The sequence below is a fragment of the Dyella agri genome, from assembly GCF_044904705.1.
Lineage (GTDB): Bacteria > Pseudomonadota > Gammaproteobacteria > Xanthomonadales > Rhodanobacteraceae > Rhodanobacter_A > Rhodanobacter_A agri.
Map to the genome: position 1 here is coordinate 55807 of NZ_JADIKL010000013.1, position 20112 is coordinate 75918.

Consider the following 20112-nt stretch of genomic DNA (forward strand, 5'->3'; position numbering starts at 1 on the left):
CATGGCCACCACGCCCGAAAATGCCGCACCGCTGAAGCCATTGCACGGCGGTCCGCTGGCGCTGCTCACCATCGCCGTCGCGTTCAGCACCTTCATGGAGGTGCTGGACATGACCATCGTCAACGTGGCGGTTCCGCACATCTCCGGCAGCCTCGGCGTGAGTCCCAACGAGGGCACCTGGACGATCAGCTCCTACGCCCTGGCCAGCGCGATCATGCAACCGCTGACCGGCTGGGTGGCGCGGCGCTTCGGCGAGGTGCGCACCTTCGTGACCTCGGTGCTGCTGTTCGTGGTGTTCTCGATGCTGTGCGGGCTGGCCACCAGCATGCCGATGCTGGTGGTCTGCCGCCTGCTGCAGGGCGCCGGCTCCGGCCCGATGGTGGCGTTGTCGCTGACCCTGCTGCTGACCAGTTATCCCAAGGAAAAACAGGGCATCGCGCTGGCGCTGTGGGCGATGACCGTGGTGGTAGCGCCGATCTTCGGCCCGATCCTGGGCGGCTGGCTTACCGACAACTTCTCCTGGCCGTGGATCTTCTACATCAACCTGCCGGTGGGCCTGGCCGCGGCGGCGATCACCTGGGCGATCCTGCACAAGCGCGAGACCAAGACCTTCAAGACCCCGATCGACATGGTCGGCCTGGTGCTGCTGGTGGTGGGCGTGGGCTGCCTGCAGTTCATGCTGGACAACGGCAACGACCACGACTGGTTCGCCTCGCCGCTGATCCTCACGCTGGGCATCACCGCCCTGGTCTGCCTCACCTTCCTGGTGGTGTGGGAAATCCACGCCAAGCACCCGGTGATCGACCTCTCGCTGTTCAAACAGCGCAACTTCACCGTGGGCGTGATAGCGCTGACGCTGGGCATGTTCGCGTTCTTTGGCATCAACGTGGTGTTCCCGCTGTGGCTGCAGATCGACCTGGGCTACACCGCCACCTGGGCCGGCCTGGCCACCGCACCGGTGGGCGTGCTCGCCTTCCTGCTGTCGCCGATCCTGGGCAAGAACATGCACCGGCTGGAGCTGCGCGCGGTGGTGACCTTCGCCTTCATCATCTTCGCGCTCACCTCGTACTGGTTCGCGAGCTTCGACAGCAACGCCTCGTTCGGCACCCTGGTGCTGCCGCGCTTCGTGATGGGCATGGCCATCCCCTGCTTCTTCATTCCGCTGAACCAGATCTATCTCGCCGGCCTGCCAGCATCGGAGATCGCCAGCGCCTCGGGCCTGTCCAACTTCTGCCGCACCATGGGCTCCAGCATGTCCACGGCGATCACGGTGACGCTGTGGCAGCACCGCAGCGAGCTGCACCATGCCAACCTCACCGAGTTCGTCAGCCCCGGCCACCCGGCCGCCACGCAGTTCCTGCAAGGCCTCACCCAGCGCGGCATGCCGCACACACAGGCCCTGGGTCTGGTCGACCAGCTGGTGAACCGCGAGGCGCTTACCCTGGCGGTGAACGACGTGTTCTGGGGCTGCGCCGTGCTGTTCCTGCTGCTGATCCCGATTCTGTGGTTCGCCAAGCCGCCGTTCGGCAGCGACGGCGCCGCGATGGGGCATTAAGCCGCCGTCGGGCTTTGCTGCAGACCACTGCAGTGCACATCGCCGCGCCACGGCCCGTCCCGGAGCAGACCAATTCCGGAACATGCAATGCCAGTGGTCTACTGGTGCGGCGCAATATCTTCTGCTAGTTTCGCCGCATGGCACAAACCAAGCGCGTCATCAAGAAGTATCCGAACCGTCGGCTCTACGACACCGAGATCTCCAGCTACATCACGCTGGAGGAGGTGCGCCAGCTGGTGCTGGACAACGAGGACTTCGAAGTCCGCGATGCCAAGACCGGCGAGGACCTGACCCGTTCCGTGCTGCTGCAGATCATCTCCGAGCACGAGGAAAAGGGGCAGCCGATGCTGTCGCCCCAGCTGCTCAGCCAGATCATCCGCTTCTACGGCGACTCCCTGCAGGGCTTCATGGGCCCGTACCTGGAGCGCAGCCTGCAGGTATTCCTGGACCAGCAGCAGCAGTTCCGCACCCAGCTCAACAGCTTGATGGGCCAGACCCCGTGGGCGATGGTGAACGAGCTGACCGAGCGCAACATGGATGCGTGGAAGACCATGCAGCGCGGGTTACTCGATGCGGCGGCGCAGATCAATCCGCAGGGCGGCAACCGCGGCGGCAACAAGAAAACCGGCTGAGGCCGCTTCCCGTCACCCCTGACGCGCCGCCCAAAGCGGCGCGTTTTGTTTTCTATTGAAGCGTGCGGCCAAGGATGGCCGCTCACTTGATTTTCGCGATCAGGGACGAGCGCAAAAGCATCGAAGAGTGCAGCCACGGATGGCCGCAATGTGTTTTCCGCGATCAGGGACGATCGCAGAAACCACGGAACCAACCATGACTCTATCCAGCATGAACGGCGCCCCTGCGCGCCTGGCCCTGGTCACCGGCGGTCTCGGCGGCCTCGGTACGGAAATCTGCCGCCAGTTGGCTCGAGCCGGGCGTCGAGTGATCGCCGCCGACCTGCCCGCCAGCGAAGCACGCCTCGCCGGCTTCCGCGAGGCTGCCGCCGAATTCGCCGATGCCATCGCCTACGCGCCGCTGGACGTCAGCGACCATGCCGCCTGCGCCGCACTGATCGGCCGCCTCGAACAGGAACATGGCGGCGTGGACATCCTGGTCAATGCCGCCGGCGTCACCCGCGACGCCAGTCTGCGCAAGATGACGCCTGCGCAGTGGCACGAGCTGATGCGGGTGAACCTCGACGGCTTGTTCAACACCTGCCACGCCGTGGTGGAAGGCATGAGCACACGCAGTTTCGGCCGCATCGTCAACATCAGCTCGGTGAACGGCCAGACCGGCCAGTTCGGCCAGACCAACTACTCGGCCGCCAAGGCCGGCGTGCATGGCTTCGGCATGGCGCTGGCGCGCGAAACCGCGCGCAAGGGCGTCACCGTCAACACCGTTTCCCCCGGCTATTGCGACACCCCGATGGTGGCCGCGGTACCCGCGGAAATCCGCGCCCAGATCGTCGCCGGCATCCCCGTGGGCCGGCTGGGCCAGCCCGCCGACATCGCCCGCGCGGTGTGCTTCCTCAGCGCCGACGACGCCGGCTACCTCACCGGCGTCAATCTGCCGGTGAACGGCGGCTATTTCATGAGCTTCTGACCGTGCTTCACCCTCCCTCCGGCGTCGTCGGAGGAGCGGCTGTGGCGACAAGGCGCTGCTTGCTCCGGCGCCGGCGGCGAGAGGCGCTACGTTCTCACCACACCCAGTTGCCGCCACCGCAATCGTCGAGGGTTCCATCCTGCTTGAAGGAAACATGGCCGGCAGGACAGCTTTTACCGTCCACCACGGCAGGGCTGGCAAGAACCCCCTGCTTCAAGCGGCCATCCGGCCAGAACTGGACATCGAATCTGTTGCCACGATTGGACCGCTCCAGTTTCAGCGTTCGGTACGTGGAACCCTCGCCAATCCACGCCTGCCTGATGCGGCCGTTGGCAAAGAACTCGATCGGCCCGGGCTGCACATGCAAGCCGTCCACGACAAACCCTTTCAGCAGTTCGCCGCTCTTGACGCGGCCATTGGGATGGAACTCGATCCAGTCGTTGCTTCCGAACAGCCGGCCCCCGATCCTGATCGGAGGCCCGTCAAGGCCATTCATGTCGGCCAGCCGCCCCTGCGCATCGAAATCGACCTGGGTCCCTGCGGGCAGATCGATGCCGTGGAAACGTTGACCAGGCGCGGCGTCGAACCAGGCCAGATGCGGCGGTGTTTCCTTGTCCTTGACAACCATCAGTTGCGTGCCGCTTTTCAGCCAGTGGCCGTCCACCTTGCAGCCGCGGTGGAGAATGACTTTGCCGGTCGCCTCGCCCGTGCTGTTGAGGACCTCGACCTCGGTGCCTGCAGGGAAACGGAAGCCCATCACGGACCGCTCTGATTTGATCCGCTTCATGTGACCGGGGAAAACGGGCTGGGTAGCCATCGCCGGCAACGCACAGGACAGCAACACCACCGCCGCCCACCATGCCGCCAGTCGCGGCCTCCGGGAAACGGCACATCCATTTTCCATGTCGCTCCCCCTGGCCAGCAATGGCACCGCAGCCATTGCGATCATCGCACAGGTCCGCGGCGAGGGATTGCAGTCGCGCGCCGCTTGCGGAACAGTGGGCAGACCACTCTCCGGTACCCGACATGACGCAAGCTCCTCGCATCACCTTGATCGGCGGCGGCCTGGTAGGCGCCCTGCTGGCACGGCAACTGGCGCAGCATGGCTTTGCGGTGGAAGTGTTCGAGAAGCGGCCCGATCCGCGCCGCGCTGGCTTTCTCGGCGGGCGCTCGATCAATCTCGCGCTGGCCGAGCGCGGCCTGCGCGCGCTGCGCACGGCCGGGCTGGCCGACGAGGTGCTGCTGCGCGCGGTGATGATGCGCGGACGCATGGTGCATGCGCAGGGTGGCACCAGCGGCCTGCAGCGCTACGGCGTGGACGACAGCGAGGTGATCTGGTCGGTATCGCGCGGTGCGCTGAACATGCTGCTGCTGGATGCCGCCGAGACCTCCGGCGTGCGCTTCCATTTCGGCCAGTCGCTGGAGGGCGCGGATTTCGATCGGTGCCGCATCCGGCTCGCCGACGAAACGGGCACCACGCGCGACCACGATGCCGGCCTGCTGATCGGCGCCGACGGCGCGGGCTCGGCGCTGCGCGCGGCCATGAACGCGCATGCGCCGCTGGGCGAGCGCATCGAATCGCTCGGCCACGGCTACAAGGAACTGGAGATACCCGCCGCCGACACGCTGCCGCCCGCCCTGGTGCAACAGGCCGGCGGCGAGGGCCGCTTCGCGCTGGAACCGCATGCGCTGCACATCTGGCCGCGCGGCGGCTACATGTGCATCGCGCTGCCGAATGCCGAAGGCAGCTTCACCGTCACCTTGTTCCTGCCCGCCACCGGCGCCCATCCCAGCTTCGTCGCCCTGCCCGACGTCGCCGCGGCACGCGCGTTCTTCGCCGCGGATTTCCCCGACCTGCTGCCGCTGATCCCACGCTTCGACACGGACTACGCCGCCCACCCGATGGGCACGCTCTCCACGCTGTATCTGGATCGCTGGCACCTCGACGGCCGCGCGCTGCTGGTCGGCGACGCCGCGCACGCCATCGTGCCGTTCCACGGCCAGGGCATGAATTGCGGCTTCGAGGACACGGTGACCCTGACCGAGCTGCTCGCCGCATCGCCGCAGGACAGCGCCGGCGTATTCGCCGAGTTCCAGCGCATCCGCCAGCCGAACGCGAACGCGATCGCCGCAATGGCGCTGGAGAACTACGTGGAGATGCGCGACTCGGTGGCCGACCCGCACTACCTCGCCAAACGCGCGCTGGGCGCGAAACTGGCCGAACGTATCCCCGGCCACTACATGGCACGCTACCGGCTGGTCACCTTCACCCACCTGCCCTACGCCTACGCGCTGGAGCGCGGCCGCGCGCAGGACGCGCTGCTGGAGCGGCTGCTGCGCGGCGAGCCGGACGTGGAGGCCGTCGACCTCGATGCCGCCTCCCGGCTTTTCGAATCGACCCTGGAGCCACTGCCGGAGCTGCGCCATGGATGAGGCCTTGCTCGAAGCGTTCCGCTCCACCACCTACCACGTCTGCCTGGATACCGTGCGCTGGGCCGTCATCCGCGTCGACCTGCCCCTGCCCGCGCCGCTCGCCGCCGCGGTCGGCGCGCAGGCCTGGGCCTTCATCACCGCCTGGAACCCGCAGGCGCGCCGGCGCCCGCCGGCCGAGAACGAAGCCGCCCAGCGCGAACTGCTGGCCTCGCTGGAGCAGCAAGCCGGCGTGCGGGTCTATCCGGCCATCGGCGTGGGCACCTCCGGCTGGAGCGAGCCCAGCCTGTTCGTGACCGGGGTGGATGTCGCGGCGCTGGACCAGCTGACCCGCGCCCACGGCCAGCTGGCCTACGTGCATGGCGAAGCGGGCGGCCACGCCACGCTGCGCGTGCTGGACTGAATACCCGCCCAGACCCGCAGCGGCAGCGCGCCGCATGGACAAGCGCGCGAGGCATTGCGGAGAATGGAAGCGATGACCGCAACCGCCTCAGTACCCTTGCTCGAAGCACGTCGCCTGAGCTTCCATCGCCAGGACGAGCCGGTGTTCGCGCCGCTGGATTTTCGCGTGCACGCAGGCGAACTGGCCTTGATCGAAGGCGACAACGGCAGCGGCAAGACCACTTTGCTGCGCCTGCTGGCCGGCTTGCTGCATGTCAGCGAAGGCCGGCTGCTGTGGCGCGGCGCACCGTGGCAGCGCGAGACCTGCGCGGGCGAAATCCTGTTCCTCGGCCACCAGCTGGGCCAGAAGCTGGAACTGAGCCCGCGCGAAAACCTGGCCTTTGCCACCGGCCTGCACGGCCGCCGCGACGGCGTGGTGGTGGATGACGTGCTCGACGAGGTAGGACTCGCCGGCTATGAGGACGAACCGGTACGGCGCCTCTCCGCCGGCCAGAAAAAGCGCGCGGCGCTGGCGCGCCTGCTGCTGTTGCCGGCAGCGCTGTGGCTGCTCGACGAACCTTACGCGAATCTCGACCGGCACGGCATCGCGCTGGTCAATCGCCTGCTGGAGCAGCACGTCGCTGCCGGCGGCGCTGTCCTGGTGAGCAGCCACGGGGCCGTGGGTTTTCATGGCGGCGAGCCGCAGCGGATACGCATGCATGCGTGAGTCTTTTCCGCAGGGGAGCGTTCGAGGATGAGCGGTACACCGTTGCCACAGGCCTGCGCCGCAATGTTGCGGCGGGATCTCGTGCTGGCCTGGCGCCGGCGCGGGGATCTGGCGATGCCGGTGTTGTATGCGGTGATCGTGACGGTGCTGTTCCCGTTTGCGCTGGGGCCGGACCTGGCCTTGCTGCAGCGGATCGCGGGAGGCGTGGTGCTGGTGACCGTGCTGCTGGCGATGCTGCTGGCGCTGGATGCGATGTTCGCCAGCGACATCGAGGACGGTTCGCTGGAACAGCTGGTGCTGGCGCCGCAGCCGCTGGCGCTGATGCTGGGCATGAAGGTGCTCGCACACTGGCTCACCACCGCGCTGCCGCTGATCGTGGTCGCGCCGCTGCTGGCCGGCATGCTGCACCTGCCGGCCGTCGCGATGCCTGCGCTGCTGCTGGCGCTGCTGCTGGCCACGCTGCTGCTCAGCCTGCTCGGCGCGGTGCTGGTGGCGCTGACGGCCGGCACGCGGCGCTCTGGTATGCTGCTGGCCTTGATGTTGCTGCCGCTGTGCGTGCCGGTGGTGATCTTCGCGGCCGGCGCGGTGGCAGCCGCCCAGGAGGGCCTTCCGTGGCTCGCTCCGGTCGCCTGGCTGGCCGCCGCCTTGATCCTCGCCGTAGTGCTGGCGCCGTTGGCCTGCGCAGCAGCTTTGCGTATCGCACTGGATTCGTGACATGGCGAAGTGGATTCCACTCTGGTTGCACAAGCTCGGCTCGCCGCCGACGTTCTACCGCTTCGCGGGCGCGATGCGGCCGTGGGCGATGGGGCTGGCGCTGCTGTTCGGCGCGATCGGCCTGTACGGCGGGCTGGTGCTGGCGCCGCCGGATTACCAGCAAGGCGATGCCTACCGCATCATCTTCATCCACGTGCCCAGCGCGTGGATGAGCATGTTCGTCTACGCGGTGATGGGCGTGGCCGCATTTGTCGCGCTGGTATGGCGCATGAAGCTGGCCGAGGTGGTGGCCATGGAATCGGCGCCGATCGGTGCGGCCTTCACCCTCATCACCCTGGTCACCGGCTCGCTGTGGGGCAAGCCGATGTGGGGCACCTGGTGGACCTGGGACGCGCGGCTCACCTCCGAGTTGGTGTTCCTGTTCCTCTACCTGGGCGTGATCGGCCTCTACCACGCGTTCGAGGATCGCCGCCAGGGCGCGCGCGCCGCGAGCTTCCTCGCGATCATCGGCGTCATCAACGTGCCGATCGTGCATTACTCGGTGGTGTGGTGGAACACCTTGCACCAGGGCAGCACGGTAAACATCTTCGGCCATTCGAAGATGCCCTGGGACATGCTTTGGCCGTTGCTGCTGATGATGCTGGCCACCAAGTGCTACTACGCGGCCAGCCTGTGCCGGCGCGCGAGCACCGACATCCTCGCGCTGGAAGGCGGCAAGGACTGGGTACGCGAGATCGCGCAGACCGAGGCCGGCCGATGAGCGCGCTGGCGCACTTCTTCGCCGCAAGCGACCATGTCGCCGCCTTCTTCAGGATGGGCGGCTACGCCGGCTACGTGTGGCCCGCCTACGCGGTGTTCTTCATCGTGCTGATCGCCGACAGCGTGGCGCCGCGGCTGCGCCGCCGCCGCATCCTGCGCGAATTGCGCGGCCGGCTGGCGCGGCAGTCAACGCGCGCGCGCCGCGCCCCCTCTTCCACGCCCTGAGCGCCGCCATGCCGATGAACCCTACCCGCAAGCGCAGGCTCACCATCGTGATCGTGGTCGCGGTGGCCGCCGCGCTGGCGATCGGCCTGGGCGTGTACGCGCTGCAGCAGAACATGAACTACCTGTTCACCCCGAGCCAGGTGCAGTCGGGCGAGGCGACGCAGTACAAGACCTTCCGCCTCGGCGGCATGGTCAAGGCCGGCTCGATCCAGCGCAGCAAGCATTCGTTGGACGTCACCTTCACCGTGGTCGATGCCGGCGGCGCGATGCCGGTGGAGTACACCGGCATCCTGCCCGACCTGTTCCGCGACAACCAGTCGGTGATCGCCACCGGCCACATGGACGGCGCCCGCTTCGTCGCCACCGAAGTGCTGGCCAAGCACGACGAGACCTACATGCCGAAAGAGCTGAAGGACGCGATGGCCAAGGCACACGCGGACGCAAAGGTGAAAGAAGCGGCGGCGCAGGACAAGAGCCCATGACCCCCGAACTCGGCCAGCTCGCGCTGGCGCTGGCCTTCCTGCTCGCCATCGCGCAAGGCGTGCTGCCCTTGCTGGGCGCCTGGCGCGGCAACCGTGCGCTGATGGCCGTGGCGCGCCCCGCCGCCACCGGCCAGGCGGTGTTCGTGGCGATGGCGTTCGGCATCCTCGCCTGGGCCTTCCTGCGCTTCGATTTCTCGGTGCAGTACGTGGCCGACAACTCCAACCTCGCGCTGCCGTGGTACTACCGCATCGCCGCGGTGTGGGGCGCGCACGAGGGTTCGCTGCTGCTGTGGATCCTGATCCTCAACGTGTGGGCGGTGGCGCTGGCGGCGCTCAGCCGCCGGCTGCCCGAGGTATTCGCCGCGCGCGTGCTGGGCGTGATGGGCCTGATCGCGACCGGCTTCCTCGCCTTCATCATCTTCACTTCCGACCCGTTCGGCCGGCTGCTGCCGATGCCGGCCGACGGCGCCGACCTCAACCCGGTGCTGCAGGACCCGGGCATGACCTTCCACCCGCCCGTGCTCTACATGGGCTACGTAGGCTTCTCGGTGGCGTTCGCGTTCTCCATCGCGGCCTTGCTGGGCGGCGAAGTCGAGCAGGCGTGGGTGCGCTGGGCGCGGCCATGGACAAACGCGGCCTGGGGCTTCCTCACCCTCGGCATCGTGGCCGGCAGCTGGTGGGCCTATGCCGAGCTGGGTTGGGGCGGCTGGTGGTTCTGGGATCCGGTGGAGAACGCCAGCTTCATGCCGTGGCTGGTGGGCGCGGCGCTGATCCACGCGCAGGCGATCACCGAAAAGCGCGGCGGCCTGCGCGCATGGACCCTGCTGCTGTCGATCTTCGCGTTCTCGCTGTCGCTGCTGGGTACCTTCCTGGTGCGCTCGGGCGTGCTCACTTCAGTGCATGCATTCGCCTCCGATCCGCGCCGCGGCGTATTCATCCTGGTCTTCCTCGCCGTCGTGGTGGGCGGTTCGCTGCTGCTGTACGCGCTGCGCGCGCCCAAGGTGGCCGGCGGCAAGCCATTCAACATCGTCTCGCGCGAAACGGTGCTGCTGATCGGCAACCTGATGCTGGCCACCGCGGCGGCGATGGTGCTGCTGGGCACGCTGTTCCCGTTAATCGGCGACGCGCTGCACCTGGGCCGCATCTCGGTAGGCCCGCCCTATTTCGGCCTGCTGTTTCCGCTGCTGATGGCACCCATCGTGCTGCTGTTGCCGTTCGGGCCGTTCCTGCACTGGGGCAAGGCCGACGGCGGCGTGCTGAAGCAGGTCGCGTTGCGTGCCGGCATCGCGGCCGCGGCTTGCGCAATCGCGGCGGCGTTCTTCGTGCAAGGCCAGCTGAAGGCTGTGGCCGGCGTGGCCGCGGCGGTGTGGATCGCGGTGGGCGTGCTGCTGTACGCGCTCAAGCGCTGGCGCGAGCTGCCGCGCGGGCGCCGCTACCCGGCCGAGATGGCCGGCATGCTGCTGGCGCACCTGGGCGTCGCCGTGTTCGTGATCGGCGTGCTGTTGTCCGAGTCGCTGAGCATCACGCATGACGTGCGCATGGCACCGGGCCAGAGCGAAGCCATCGCCGGCTATGTGTACCGCTTCGAAGGCGTGCACCGCACACTGGGGCCGAACTGGCACGCCGACCAGGGCGTGGTCACCGTGCAGCGCGACGGCCGCACCGTGGCGGTGATGCATCCGCAGAAGCGCACCTATGCGCACGAGCAGGTGCAGACCGAGTCGGCGGTGGACGCCGGCGTGTTCCGCGATCTGTACGTGGCGCTGGGTGAGCCGATGGATGCGAACGACATCGGTGGCGCCTGGGCGCTGCGGCTGTACTACAAGCCGTTTGTGCGCTGGATCTGGGGCGGCGGTGTGCTGATGATGCTGGGCGGCTTCGTCTGCGCCGGCGATCGCCGCTTCCGCATCAAGCGTATCGCGGCCGAGGCGGCAACAACGGCTGCTGCAGCGACGCCGCAGGAGTCGCCGGCATGAAGCGGCTGATTCCGTTTCTGGTCTTCGTGCTGCTGGTCGGCCTGTTCGGCTTCGGCATCTGGTGGAACACCTGGCACGACGCACGCTACGTACCCTCGCCGCTGATCGACAAGCCCGCGCCCGAGTTCGCGCTGCCGAAACTGGATGCGCCCGAGCAGACCGTGACCAAGGCCAGCCTGCTCGGCAAGCCCTACCTGCTCAACGTGTTCGGCAGCTGGTGCGTGGCTTGTGCCGAGGAGCACCCGGTGCTGATGGCCGACGGCCGCCAGCTCGGCATTCCGGTGGTGGGCTACGACTACAAGGACACGCCCGACGACGCCACGCGCTGGTTGCGCGAGCACGGCAGCCCCTATGACCTGGTGATCGCCGACTCGTCCGGCCGCACCGCGATCGACTTCGGCGTGTACGGCGCGCCGGAAAGCTTCCTGATCGATGCGAAAGGCATCATCCGCTACAAGCACATCGGCCCGCTCACTCCCGATGTGATCGCACAGGAACTGAAACCGGCGATCGACGCGCTCAAGCGGGAGGCACCGTGAAGTTGCGCCCCGTGCTGCTTGCCGTACTGCTGGCTTGCGCCGGCCATGCCTTCGCCGGCAGCGGCGCGATCGAGCCGCTGCCGTTCAAGGACCACGCGCAGGAAGTGCGTTTCCAGAACCTCACCAAACAACTGCGCTGCCTGGTCTGCCAGAACGAGAACCTGGCCGACTCCAACGCCGACCTCGCCCGCGACCTGCGCCTGGAAGTGTTCCAGCTGATGCAGCAGGGCAAGAGCGATGACCAGATCAAGCAATACCTGGTGGACCGTTATTCCGATTTCGTGCTGTACAAGCCGCCGCTGAAGCCCGGCACCTGGCTGCTGTGGTTCGGGCCGCTGGCGATCCTGCTGGCCGGCGGTGCGGTAGTGACGGTGGCGGTGCGCCGGCGCAACCGCGGCGACGGTGCCATCGACGATGACAAGCCTGCCGATGGCAGGGCCGGCAACGAGCCGGCCGATACGGGGGACGACTGGTGAAGCTCGCGTTCTATCTGGCCGCCGCGGCGATGGTCGCGGTGGCGCTGGCCCTGCTGCTGGTGCCCCTGCTGCGCGAAGGCCGCCGCCATGGCCGCCCGCGCGGTGTGTTCGTACTGGCGCTGGGCATCGCCCTGCTGCTGCCGATCGGTGCCGGTGCGCTGTACCTGCACATCGGCACGCCCGTCGCGCTGGACGGCGTGCCCGCCGCGCCCCGGCCCATGGATTTCCAGCAAGCGCTGACCGAACTGCGCGCGCACCTCAAGCAGGCCCCGAGCGACGTGCAGGGCTGGACCTTGCTGGCCGAGGCCACCACCGCACTGAAACAGCCAGACGAAGCGCGCGACGCCTGGGACCATGCGTTGAAGGTCGCCCCGGACAACGTCGCCGCGATGGTGGGCTGGGCCGAAACCGATTCGATGGCGCGCAGCGACCACCTGATCGAGGGCCGCGCACTCGACCTGCTGCACCGCGCCCTGACGCTGCAGCCGGACAGCCAGCGCGCCCTGTGGCTGCTTGGCATCAGTCAGTTCCAGCACGCGCAGTACACGGATGCCGCCGCCACCTGGCGCAAACTGCAGCCGCTGCTGGAACCCGGTTCCAGCGTAGCCAAGGCAGTCGCCGAGCAGATCGCAAACGCCGACAGCCGCGCCGGCAGCAAGCCCTCGACCGAACCCGCGCCCGCCACGAGCCAGGGCGCCGCGCTGAAGGTGGAGGTAAGCCTGGTACCCACACTCAAGAACAAGCTGCAGCCGGGCGACCAGCTCTACGTCTACGCCCGCGCGGTGAGCGGCCCGCCGATGCCGCTGGCGGTGGCGAAGCTGACGGCCGACGCGCTGCCGGCCACGGTCACGCTTACCGACGCGATGGCGATGACGCCGGCGCTGAAACTCTCTTCGGTAGCGCGCGTGGTAGTAGCCGCGCGGATCAGCCATAGCGGCGAGCCGATCGCCCAGCCGGGCGACCTCGAAGGCAGCGCCGGCGTCGTCGACACCGGCCGCAAGACACCGATCGCCATCGCCATCGACAAGGTGCATTGATATGGCCGACGCCCGCCAGTACTGCGTCCTGCCCTCGCCGTTCCCGATGAAGCGCGGCGGCATGCTGCACGGCGCACGCGTGGCCTACGAGACCTGGGGTACGCTGAACGCCGCGCGCGACAACGCGGTGCTGGTGCTCACCGGCCTCTCGCCCAGCGCGCACATGACCTCCTGCGAGCAGGATCCCAGCCCCGGCTGGTGGGAAGGCATGGCCGGCCCCGGCAAGGCCATCGACACGAATCGCTGGTTCGTGATCTGCGTGAACTCGCTGGGCAGCGACAAGGGCTCCACCTGCCCCGCCTCCCCCAATCCCGCCACCGGCGAGCCCTACCGCCTCGACTTTCCCGAGCTGTCGCTGGAAGACGTGGCCGACGCCGCGCACCTGGTGGTGCAGAGCCTGGGCATCGCACGCCTCGCCTGCCTGATCGGCTGTTCGATGGGCGGCATGGCCGCGCTGGCCTACATGCTGCTGCACCCCGGCACGGTGCGCGCCCATGTCAGCGTGGACACCGCGCCGCAGGCGCAGCCCTTCGCCATCGCGATTCGCTCGCTGCAACGCGAAGCGATCCGGCTCGATCCGCAGTGGGCCAACGGCAACTACGAAATCCATGGCGACGGCGAGCGCTACCCCGACATGGGCATGAGCATCGCGCGCAAGCTGGGCGTGATCACCTACCGCTCGGCGATGGAATGGAACGGCCGCTTCGCGCGCATCCGCCTCGACGCCGAGCAGCGCGAGGACGAACCCTTCGGTTTCGAATTCCAGGTGGAGTCCTACCTCGAAGGCCACGCCCGCCGTTTCGTGCGCAGCTTCGACCCGAACAGTTACCTCTACCTCTCGCGCGCCAGCGACTGGTTCGACATCGCCGAATACGGCAACGGCAGCGTGATGGAAGGCCTCCGGCGCATCCGCATCGAGTGCGCGCTGGTGATCGGCGTCAGCACCGACATCCTGTTTCCGCTGGAGCAGCAGGAGCAGATCGCCGCAGGCCTCGAAGCCGCCGGTGCCGGCGTGGATTTCGTGGCGCTGGATTCGCCGCAAGGCCACGACGCCTTCCTGGTCGACATCGACAACTACAGTCGCGCGATCGGCGGCTTCCTGGCAAAACTGTAAGCAGCGGCGGAAACCCGCGCGATGCCCTTTTCCGCCTTCCATGCAGGCGTACCGCTGGCGGATGCAGGTTTTGCAGCCGTCCGCTGTGCGCATGGATGCGCGGTCCAGCGCGGCTGCGCGGCCGCCTCGGGCCTCCATCCGGGTCGAGCTTGGGGAGGGCCGGCCAAGGCAGCATGATGCCCTGACGGCAGGCCGGCCAAGACGGAAGCGATAGCTGGGTGCATCAAGCCCGGCGCTTTACAGCACTCGCACGCCAAATGCGTGATGGCACGACGCTTCCGGGGCCCATGCTTATATGGTCATTACCAACTATTATAATGACCGAATTGTTTCACGCCTTCGCGCGGAGTTCCCATGCTCACCACCGAATTTCCGGGCTGTCGCAAGCTGATCGACGCGATCGACACGGCAGTCGCCCAGGGCAGCACGCCGGCCATCACCGACAGCCTGCGCAACAGCCTGTGCCGGCTGATCCGCGGCAACGAGGTCCAGCTACCCGACTGTGTGCTGGAAACCGCCCAGGGCCGCTATGCGCGGCGCGAGCTGTACCGCAGCGATGACCACGGCTACTGCGTGGTGGCGATGACCTGGGGCCCGGGCCAGGGCACCCCGATCCACGACCATGCCGGCATGTGGTGCGTGGAAGGCGTGTGGCGCGGCGCGCTGGACGTGGTGCAGTACGAGCGGCTGGTGGACGACGCGGGCGGCCATTGCCGCTTCCAGCCAGTGGGCTCGGTGCAGGCCGGCCCCGGCTCCGCCGGCAGCCTGATCCCGCCGCACGAGTACCACACCATCCGCAACCCCAGCGACCGCGACATCGCGGTCAGCCTGCACATCTACTCCGGCAACATGACCCACTGCGCGGTGTTCCAGCCGCTGGCCGGCGAACCCGGCTACGAACGCTGCGAACGGCAGCTGGGCCTCGACCCGGTGCACTGAAGCCGGCATAATGCGCAATCCACATGCCGGTGTGGCGGAATGGTAGACGCGGCGGACTCAAAATCCGCTTCTGGCGACAGAGTGGAGGTTCGAGTCCTCTCACCGGTACCAAGGAATGGTTTCAGGCAGTCTCGGGGCAACCCGGAAGCTCACATCAAGCCCGCGCAGTGCGGGCTTTTTCGTGTCTGAAGCGTCTCGTTGCGTGTCGCGGGATATCGCCAATGCCTGAGGGTCCTGGGCATGTCCGGGGCACGGGCTCGCCCCGACCACCGGCGCGCTCGCTTGCAGACACCCAGGCTCCTGCGCACCATCCGACCACTAGCTGCAAACGGACCCGGCGCTACCCTTATCAAGAAAGCGCGCATTTGCCAGCACAACCTGAAAAATCGGCTCTTGCCATGTTTCGAACGACGAACCGCCGGCCATGACCGGACAGCTCGATGTCTTCAGAAGACGCTCATCGTCCAGGCGCATCATGCCCATGTCGAATTTGAGCGGCTGATTGTACGGGTTGCTCAGCTTCAGGAGCATCGTCCCATCAGCAGTTTGCTCAAGGGACAATGTGAGCGTCTTTTCCGGATGCTGCACAGAATCGACGACTTTGAAATTGGTCAGGCCACTACCGACCCTGTCGGCCTCGATGTTGAGTGTCTGGCCAGCAATGATGACCAGCCAATGAGGCTCCACCGCGCCCGGCATCACATCGAATGTGCGGTCGAATACCGTGCCGTCTTTTTGCTTGAGCACTACGTGAAGGTTGTGCTGGCAGATGGTGACCTTGCACATCTCGCCAACGTTGTTCCGTTGAGCGGACCCAACTGAAGATGCTTGCTCACCTGCACCGGCAGCACCAGCCGTCATCAGCAGGCAAGCCATCAATAAGCATTTTGAAAGTCGCACAATATCCCCTTCTTCGCTTCGATATGCCCCTTGGGCATGTCTCCTTTAGGTCGATAGCGGACCTTTCCGGAATATAGCCGTAAGCGTCCCTAACACCCATGGGCAGCACCAGTGGGGTGCTCAGTGGCCGCCGGAATTGATGTTCAGTCAGACCGGAATTCGCACTTAGCAGTTGCTAGAAAGCAAGCGGCCCGAGGCGCGCGCCTATAGAAGGACGCATGCCAGTTCTGGGATCAGAGCAACGTCTCACTTTGCTATAGGCCAACCGTAAATCTTGCTGAGCGCACCAACCGATACTTCGTCCATGAAGCGATCAGGTGTCCCGGACACAAAGGTGAACCCGGTTGCCGTTCGTTGCTCTGTCGCGGCAGCTACCAGTTGCTTGGTCTTCGCATCGTAGAGCTCCACAGAGATAAACAGCTTGTCACCCTTGCCTGACCAGGCTGTCGCGTTGTCTTCCCAATGGGTTATTTCACCCTTCAAGACATAGTTCCAACCACCACTCACGGCTTCATCGAAGCCAGCAGGCAAGGCCTGCGCCGGTGTGGTTGAAAGGGGTACAGAGTGCTCAGCGAGAACCTTGCGAAGTGAATCGACGAGCTCCTGCCCGCTACCTTGGGCGGGACTTTGCCCTTGCTCTTGCCCGTCTTTGACTCCGAGGATGAGCACCTTTCCAACCGGATCGACACGTTGCCCAGGCATCGGACCGCCTTCTCTAATCGCCCGCGGGACAGAGCAGCCAGCCAATAAGAGAACGATGCAACACGCGCCAAGAAACGCTTTCATTCGACTCCCCCTATCGAGCTTATAACGATCGCAATATACCGGGACGATACCTGCCCCGGAACTATCCGGCGTCCCCCTCTGCACCGGTTGCGGTACTTGCAGATAGCGCGCACCGACGTCCACGGGATGTCGAACCGATGGCAAAGGCGCTGGTATCCGCCTTCCCGTGTTCGTAGCCGGTCGAATCACCGGGCAGATTTCGACATGTTCCCTACTGATCAGAAGTGACGGCGACAACTTGCTGACATCTCCGATGTCCGCTATGGAAGCGAACTTTAGAAAGCTAGCGCTTAGGCTCCCAGAGCTCGACCTTGTTCCCTTCGGGATCCAGGATCCAGGCAAAGCGGCCGTTTGGATCGCTGTCGTCGCGCTTCAGCACCGTGACGCCTTTGGATCGTAAGCGCGCGAGCAACGCATCCATATCATCCACGGCGTAGTCGATCATCAATCCGCTCGTCGATGGCGCGAAGTATTTCGTCGATGCGGGGAATGCACTCCACGCCAGCGCGGGAGGGTGCTTTGGCGCGTCGTAGCGCAGCGCGGCGCCGCCCCAGGCCTCTACCGGCATGCCAAGGACATCGTGGTACCACGCCGCAAGCGCCTTGGGGTCTTTGGCCTTGAAAAAGATTCCGCCGACTCCGGTGATGTGTCCTGCCGGAGGTGCGGACGCGGCCGTCGCCTGGCCGGCTGTTGAAAGTACCGCAAGGCATAGCAGAAAAATCGATCGCCGCTTCATCCGAGCCCTCCCCCTCTGTGTGGCTTGCCCTTCTGACTCCTAGTATGTCCGCGTTGGGCCTCCCTGCCGCGGCCACTTTCGCAACGCGCCACCGCCCCGCCCTCGCAAAGGCATCAAAGTGCCTCGCAGCGCTTCTCGCTTCCCTTACCACCAACGAACAAAACAAAGGCCGCTTGCGCGGCCTTTGTCGTATCCGGAGATGCCTGCCCGGCATGCCGGGCGGGCATCGACGCGCATCAGAGTGCGGCGTCCTTGAGCTTCTTCAGCGGGCGCACCTTCACCTTCACGGTGGCCGGCTTGGCGGCGAACACCTGCTCCTGCTTGGTGAACGGGTTGATGCCCGTGCGCTTCGGCTTGGCCGGCACCTGCACGGCATTGACCTTGAACAGGCCCGGCAGGGTGAACTGGCCGGCGCCCTTCTTGTGCACGGCACCGAGCACGGCATGCTCCAGCGCGGCAAGCACGGCCTTGATGTGCTTGGTCTCGACGCTGGTCTGCTGGGCGATGTGGGAGATCAGGCCGGACTTGCTGAGCGTGTCCTTGATCGGCTTGATCGCGGCGGGAGCAGCCTTCGGCGCCGGCTTGGCGGCCTTGGCGGGGGCTTTCTTGGCAGTGGTCTTGGTAGCCATGGGCATCCATCGTGGTTGAGTAAGGCACCGCCTCCAGCGAGGCGATGGCCATTCGGCATGCACAATCTACGCGAAATTAGGGGTTTTGGTGTAGTGCTATGCAGCGCGAACCGGAGACGCCCCGGGTCCCCGGCGCAGCCTCAAAGCTCCCGCACCACGCGGAAGCCGACGCGGCCGCTGCGCACGCCGGCGTCGGCGCCCTGCCGCCAGGCCGAGCGCGCCTGTTCAGGCGAGCTGCCCCAGGAGCCGCCGCGCAGCACGCGCGTGCTGCAACCGGGGTTGAGCCAGGCGCTGCCGTCGACGGGTGCACGGATGAAATTGTCGTGCCAGCAATCGGCCACCCATTCGGAGACATTGCCGCCCATGTCGTACAGGCCGAAGGGATTGGGTGCGAAACTCATCACCGGCGCCGGCCCCCAGTAACCGTCGCCGTAGTCGCGGAACGCATGGTTCCAGCGCCGGCCGCTGGGCGAGCGGTCCTTCGAGCCGGTGAGGTTCTCCACCTTGTGGCTGGGCGTGCCGTCGCCCCACCAGTAACGCGTGGTGGTGCCGCCGCGCAGTGCATAGGCAAACTCGGCCTCGCTGGGCAGACGGTATTTCTTCCCGGTGCGCTTGCTGAGCCAGTCGGCATAGGCCTTGGCGTCGCCCCAGGAAATGTTGACCACCGGCAGGTTGTCCTCGGCCTTGTGGCCGGCGTAGTCGTCCTGCCAGGTGGCGTCGCTGTCGTCGCGCATGGCCCCGCTGCGCTCGTCGTAGACGCTGGCGCCGCCCTGCTTCACCGCATCGGGCACATAGCCGCTCTCGCGCACGAATTCGCGGAACTGGCCCACGGTGACGGCGCTGCGCGCCATGGCGAAGCCCTGGTCGATGGCGACCTTGTGCTGCGGCTGCTCGGCCGGGCCGCCGCTGTCGTCGTCGGCCGCGCCCATCAGAAAGCTGCCGGTGGGAACCACCACCATCGCCGGCGATTGCCCCGGCAGGTCGACGTAGCGGTCGCTGAACACCTGGCCGGGCTTGTGGCTCGCATACAGCTGCGCGTTGACGAGCTGCTGTTCGAACGCGGCGAGGCCGGGCAGCTGCGGACTGATCGCCTCCGCCTGCGCGGCGAGCTGCCGCGCCATCGCCAGGTTGCCGGCATCCAGCGCGGAGTGCGCCTGGGTCAGCACGCCGCTGGCGCGCGACGCGCGCATGTCGTCCACCCGCTGGCGTACGTCGTGCAGTTGCTGCGAGCCGGGATGGATCGCCTGCGCCTCGGCCAGCACTTTGTCCGCATCCGCGAAATCGTTCTGCGCCACCGCGGCCAGCGCGCGATCCAGCACCACGCGCTGCACGTCGAGGACGCCCTGCTCGGCCACCGCGTTCTGCGGATCGAGCTGCTGCACCTGGCGATAGGTATCCAATGCGCTGCGGCCGGTGGGCTGGTCCGCCTTGCCTTGCTGCAGCAGGCCGGCCGCCTTCGCCAGCAACGGGCGCACGTCGGTGAGCGTCTTCAGCGCGGCCGAGAGATGCGCCACGTCGTTCGCGGTGCCCGGCAGCTGTTGCAGTGCCGCCAGCTGGTCGCCGACGTCCTCGGCATTGCCCAGCGCAAGGTCGCGCTCGATCTGCGCCACCAGCCGGGCATGCACGTCGATCACGCCCTGTGCGGCGCGGCGGCTGTCTGGCTTGTCCTTCGTGGCCTGCAGGTAGAGCGCGGCGGCACCGTCCTTGTCGGCGCCCAGGTTGCCGGCGGCGAGCGCTTTGTCGGCGCGCTCCAGCAAGGCACGCAGCTTCGGCGGGTCGGGCGTCAGCTGCTTCGGCAGATTCGTATGCTCGCGGCTCAGCCGCGCGGCGATTACCGCGGTGGGCGCCAGGGTCAGCGGTGGCCCGGCATTCAGTTCCTCGGCCGCCGGCTCGTTGACCGTCGATGCGCCGCCGGGCGCCGCTGCCGGCGCTGCCGGCACGCTGCGGCGCACGACCTCGCCCGGCTCGACGTGGAGCAGGCGCGGAAAGAAGTGGTAGCCGAGCCCGAAAGCCAGCACGAGAATGCCGACCACGCCGCCGAGCGTGCGTTGGCGATGCAGCGTGGTGTTGCTCGGCATGCTTGGGCGTTCCCGGATCGGCCTGTTATC

General features: G+C 66.9%; 22 protein-coding genes and 1 tRNA gene. 17 read left to right on the forward strand and 6 right to left on the reverse strand.

What is annotated here, in order from left to right; genetic code table 11:
* Position 1 precedes the first annotated feature (1 nt).
* From ISP14_RS17145 to phbB, 3 genes are all read left to right on the forward strand, one after another.
* Positions 2-1555, forward strand: coding sequence for a DHA2 family efflux MFS transporter permease subunit (locus tag ISP14_RS17145; protein WP_404542227.1), 1554 nt, complete (start codon positions 2-4; stop codon positions 1553-1555).
* A 137-nt stretch (positions 1556-1692) separates the two neighbouring features.
* Positions 1693-2187 carry a polyhydroxyalkanoate synthesis repressor PhaR gene (phaR, locus tag ISP14_RS17150; protein ID WP_404542230.1) on the forward strand — a complete coding sequence of 165 codons (495 nt, stop codon included), beginning with the start codon at positions 1693-1695 and terminating at the stop codon, positions 2185-2187.
* Between the two features lie 196 nt (positions 2188-2383).
* Positions 2384-3154 carry an acetoacetyl-CoA reductase gene (gene phbB / locus ISP14_RS17155; RefSeq protein ID WP_404542231.1) on the forward strand — a complete coding sequence of 257 codons (771 nt, stop codon included), beginning with the start codon at positions 2384-2386 and terminating at the stop codon, positions 3152-3154.
* Positions 3155-3248: 94 nt separating this feature from the next.
* On the opposite strand, the gene ISP14_RS17160 is transcribed toward phbB, so the two are convergent.
* Positions 3249-4103: a hypothetical protein gene (locus tag ISP14_RS17160; RefSeq protein ID WP_404542233.1), complete on the reverse strand. Its 855-nt coding sequence runs from the start codon at positions 4101-4103 to the stop codon at positions 3249-3251.
* Between the two features lie 77 nt (positions 4104-4180).
* Here ISP14_RS17160 and ISP14_RS17165 point away from each other — a divergent pair, with 77 nt between their 5' ends.
* The 14 genes from ISP14_RS17165 to ISP14_RS17230 all read left to right on the forward strand — a co-directional run bounded on the left by ISP14_RS17165 (position 4181) and on the right by ISP14_RS17230 (position 15064).
* A complete protein-coding gene (locus tag ISP14_RS17165; RefSeq protein ID WP_404542236.1) occupies positions 4181-5587 on the forward strand; it encodes an FAD-dependent oxidoreductase in 1407 nt (468 codons plus the stop codon).
* Complete coding sequence (locus ISP14_RS17170; protein ID WP_404542239.1) at positions 5580-5987, forward strand: DUF3293 domain-containing protein; 408 nt, start codon at positions 5580-5582, stop codon at positions 5985-5987. The genes ISP14_RS17165 and ISP14_RS17170 overlap by 8 nt, the downstream gene beginning before the upstream one ends.
* Positions 5988-6059: 72 nt before the next feature.
* Positions 6060-6692, forward strand: coding sequence for a cytochrome c biogenesis heme-transporting ATPase CcmA (gene ccmA / locus ISP14_RS17175; protein ID WP_404542241.1), 633 nt, complete (start codon positions 6060-6062; stop codon positions 6690-6692).
* A 27-nt stretch (positions 6693-6719) separates the two neighbouring features.
* On the forward strand, positions 6720-7406 hold the full coding sequence (gene ccmB, locus ISP14_RS17180) for a heme exporter protein CcmB (protein ID WP_404542244.1): 687 nt from the start codon (positions 6720-6722) through the stop codon (positions 7404-7406).
* Between the two features lies 1 nt (position 7407).
* Positions 7408-8166 (forward strand): heme ABC transporter permease, encoded by a 759-nt coding sequence (locus tag ISP14_RS17185; RefSeq protein ID WP_404542246.1) that lies wholly within the window; start codon positions 7408-7410, stop codon positions 8164-8166.
* Positions 8163-8390: a heme exporter protein CcmD gene (gene ccmD / locus ISP14_RS17190; protein ID WP_404542249.1), complete on the forward strand. Its 228-nt coding sequence runs from the start codon at positions 8163-8165 to the stop codon at positions 8388-8390. Before ISP14_RS17185 ends, ccmD begins: the two co-directional genes overlap by 4 nt.
* Positions 8391-8404: 14 nt before the next feature.
* The gene (gene ccmE, locus ISP14_RS17195; RefSeq protein ID WP_404542287.1) at positions 8405-8872 is read left to right on the forward strand and encodes a cytochrome c maturation protein CcmE; all 468 of its coding nucleotides are present in this window, start codon (positions 8405-8407) and stop codon (positions 8870-8872) included.
* Positions 8869-10848 carry a heme lyase CcmF/NrfE family subunit gene (locus tag ISP14_RS17200; RefSeq protein ID WP_404542251.1) on the forward strand — a complete coding sequence of 660 codons (1980 nt, stop codon included), beginning with the start codon at positions 8869-8871 and terminating at the stop codon, positions 10846-10848. The genes ccmE and ISP14_RS17200 overlap by 4 nt, the downstream gene beginning before the upstream one ends.
* The gene (locus ISP14_RS17205; RefSeq protein WP_404542252.1) at positions 10845-11387 is read left to right on the forward strand and encodes a DsbE family thiol:disulfide interchange protein; all 543 of its coding nucleotides are present in this window, start codon (positions 10845-10847) and stop codon (positions 11385-11387) included. Before ISP14_RS17200 ends, ISP14_RS17205 begins: the two co-directional genes overlap by 4 nt.
* Positions 11384-11863 carry a cytochrome c-type biogenesis protein gene (locus ISP14_RS17210; RefSeq protein ID WP_404542254.1) on the forward strand — a complete coding sequence of 160 codons (480 nt, stop codon included), beginning with the start codon at positions 11384-11386 and terminating at the stop codon, positions 11861-11863. Before ISP14_RS17205 ends, ISP14_RS17210 begins: the two co-directional genes overlap by 4 nt.
* Positions 11860-12900: a tetratricopeptide repeat protein gene (locus ISP14_RS17215; RefSeq protein ID WP_404542256.1), complete on the forward strand. Its 1041-nt coding sequence runs from the start codon at positions 11860-11862 to the stop codon at positions 12898-12900. The genes ISP14_RS17210 and ISP14_RS17215 overlap by 4 nt, the downstream gene beginning before the upstream one ends.
* 1 nt (position 12901) lies before the next feature.
* On the forward strand, positions 12902-14014 hold the full coding sequence (gene metX, locus ISP14_RS17220) for a homoserine O-acetyltransferase MetX (RefSeq protein ID WP_404542259.1): 1113 nt from the start codon (positions 12902-12904) through the stop codon (positions 14012-14014).
* Between the two features lie 354 nt (positions 14015-14368).
* The gene (locus tag ISP14_RS17225; protein ID WP_404542261.1) at positions 14369-14953 is read left to right on the forward strand and encodes a cysteine dioxygenase family protein; all 585 of its coding nucleotides are present in this window, start codon (positions 14369-14371) and stop codon (positions 14951-14953) included.
* A gap of 25 nt (positions 14954-14978) precedes the next feature.
* Positions 14979-15064 (forward strand) — tRNA-Leu (locus tag ISP14_RS17230).
* A 207-nt stretch (positions 15065-15271) separates the two neighbouring features.
* Here ISP14_RS17230 and ISP14_RS17235 read toward each other — a convergent pair.
* The 5 genes from ISP14_RS17235 to ISP14_RS17255 all read right to left on the reverse strand — a co-directional run bounded on the left by ISP14_RS17235 (position 15272) and on the right by ISP14_RS17255 (position 20082).
* Positions 15272-15829 carry a hypothetical protein gene (locus ISP14_RS17235; protein WP_404542263.1) on the reverse strand — a complete coding sequence of 186 codons (558 nt, stop codon included), beginning with the start codon at positions 15827-15829 and terminating at the stop codon, positions 15272-15274.
* Between the two features lie 270 nt (positions 15830-16099).
* Positions 16100-16639: a DUF4823 domain-containing protein gene (locus ISP14_RS17240; RefSeq protein ID WP_404542265.1), complete on the reverse strand. Its 540-nt coding sequence runs from the start codon at positions 16637-16639 to the stop codon at positions 16100-16102.
* Positions 16640-16922: 283 nt separating this feature from the next.
* The gene (locus ISP14_RS17245) at positions 16923-17375 is read right to left on the reverse strand and encodes a VOC family protein (protein WP_404542267.1); all 453 of its coding nucleotides are present in this window, start codon (positions 17373-17375) and stop codon (positions 16923-16925) included.
* Between the two features lie 236 nt (positions 17376-17611).
* Positions 17612-18004 carry an HU family DNA-binding protein gene (locus ISP14_RS17250; RefSeq protein ID WP_404542269.1) on the reverse strand — a complete coding sequence of 131 codons (393 nt, stop codon included), beginning with the start codon at positions 18002-18004 and terminating at the stop codon, positions 17612-17614.
* A 140-nt stretch (positions 18005-18144) separates the two neighbouring features.
* Positions 18145-20082, reverse strand: coding sequence for a formylglycine-generating enzyme family protein (locus ISP14_RS17255; RefSeq protein ID WP_404542272.1), 1938 nt, complete (start codon positions 20080-20082; stop codon positions 18145-18147).
* Between the last annotated feature and the right edge of the window lie 30 nt (positions 20083-20112).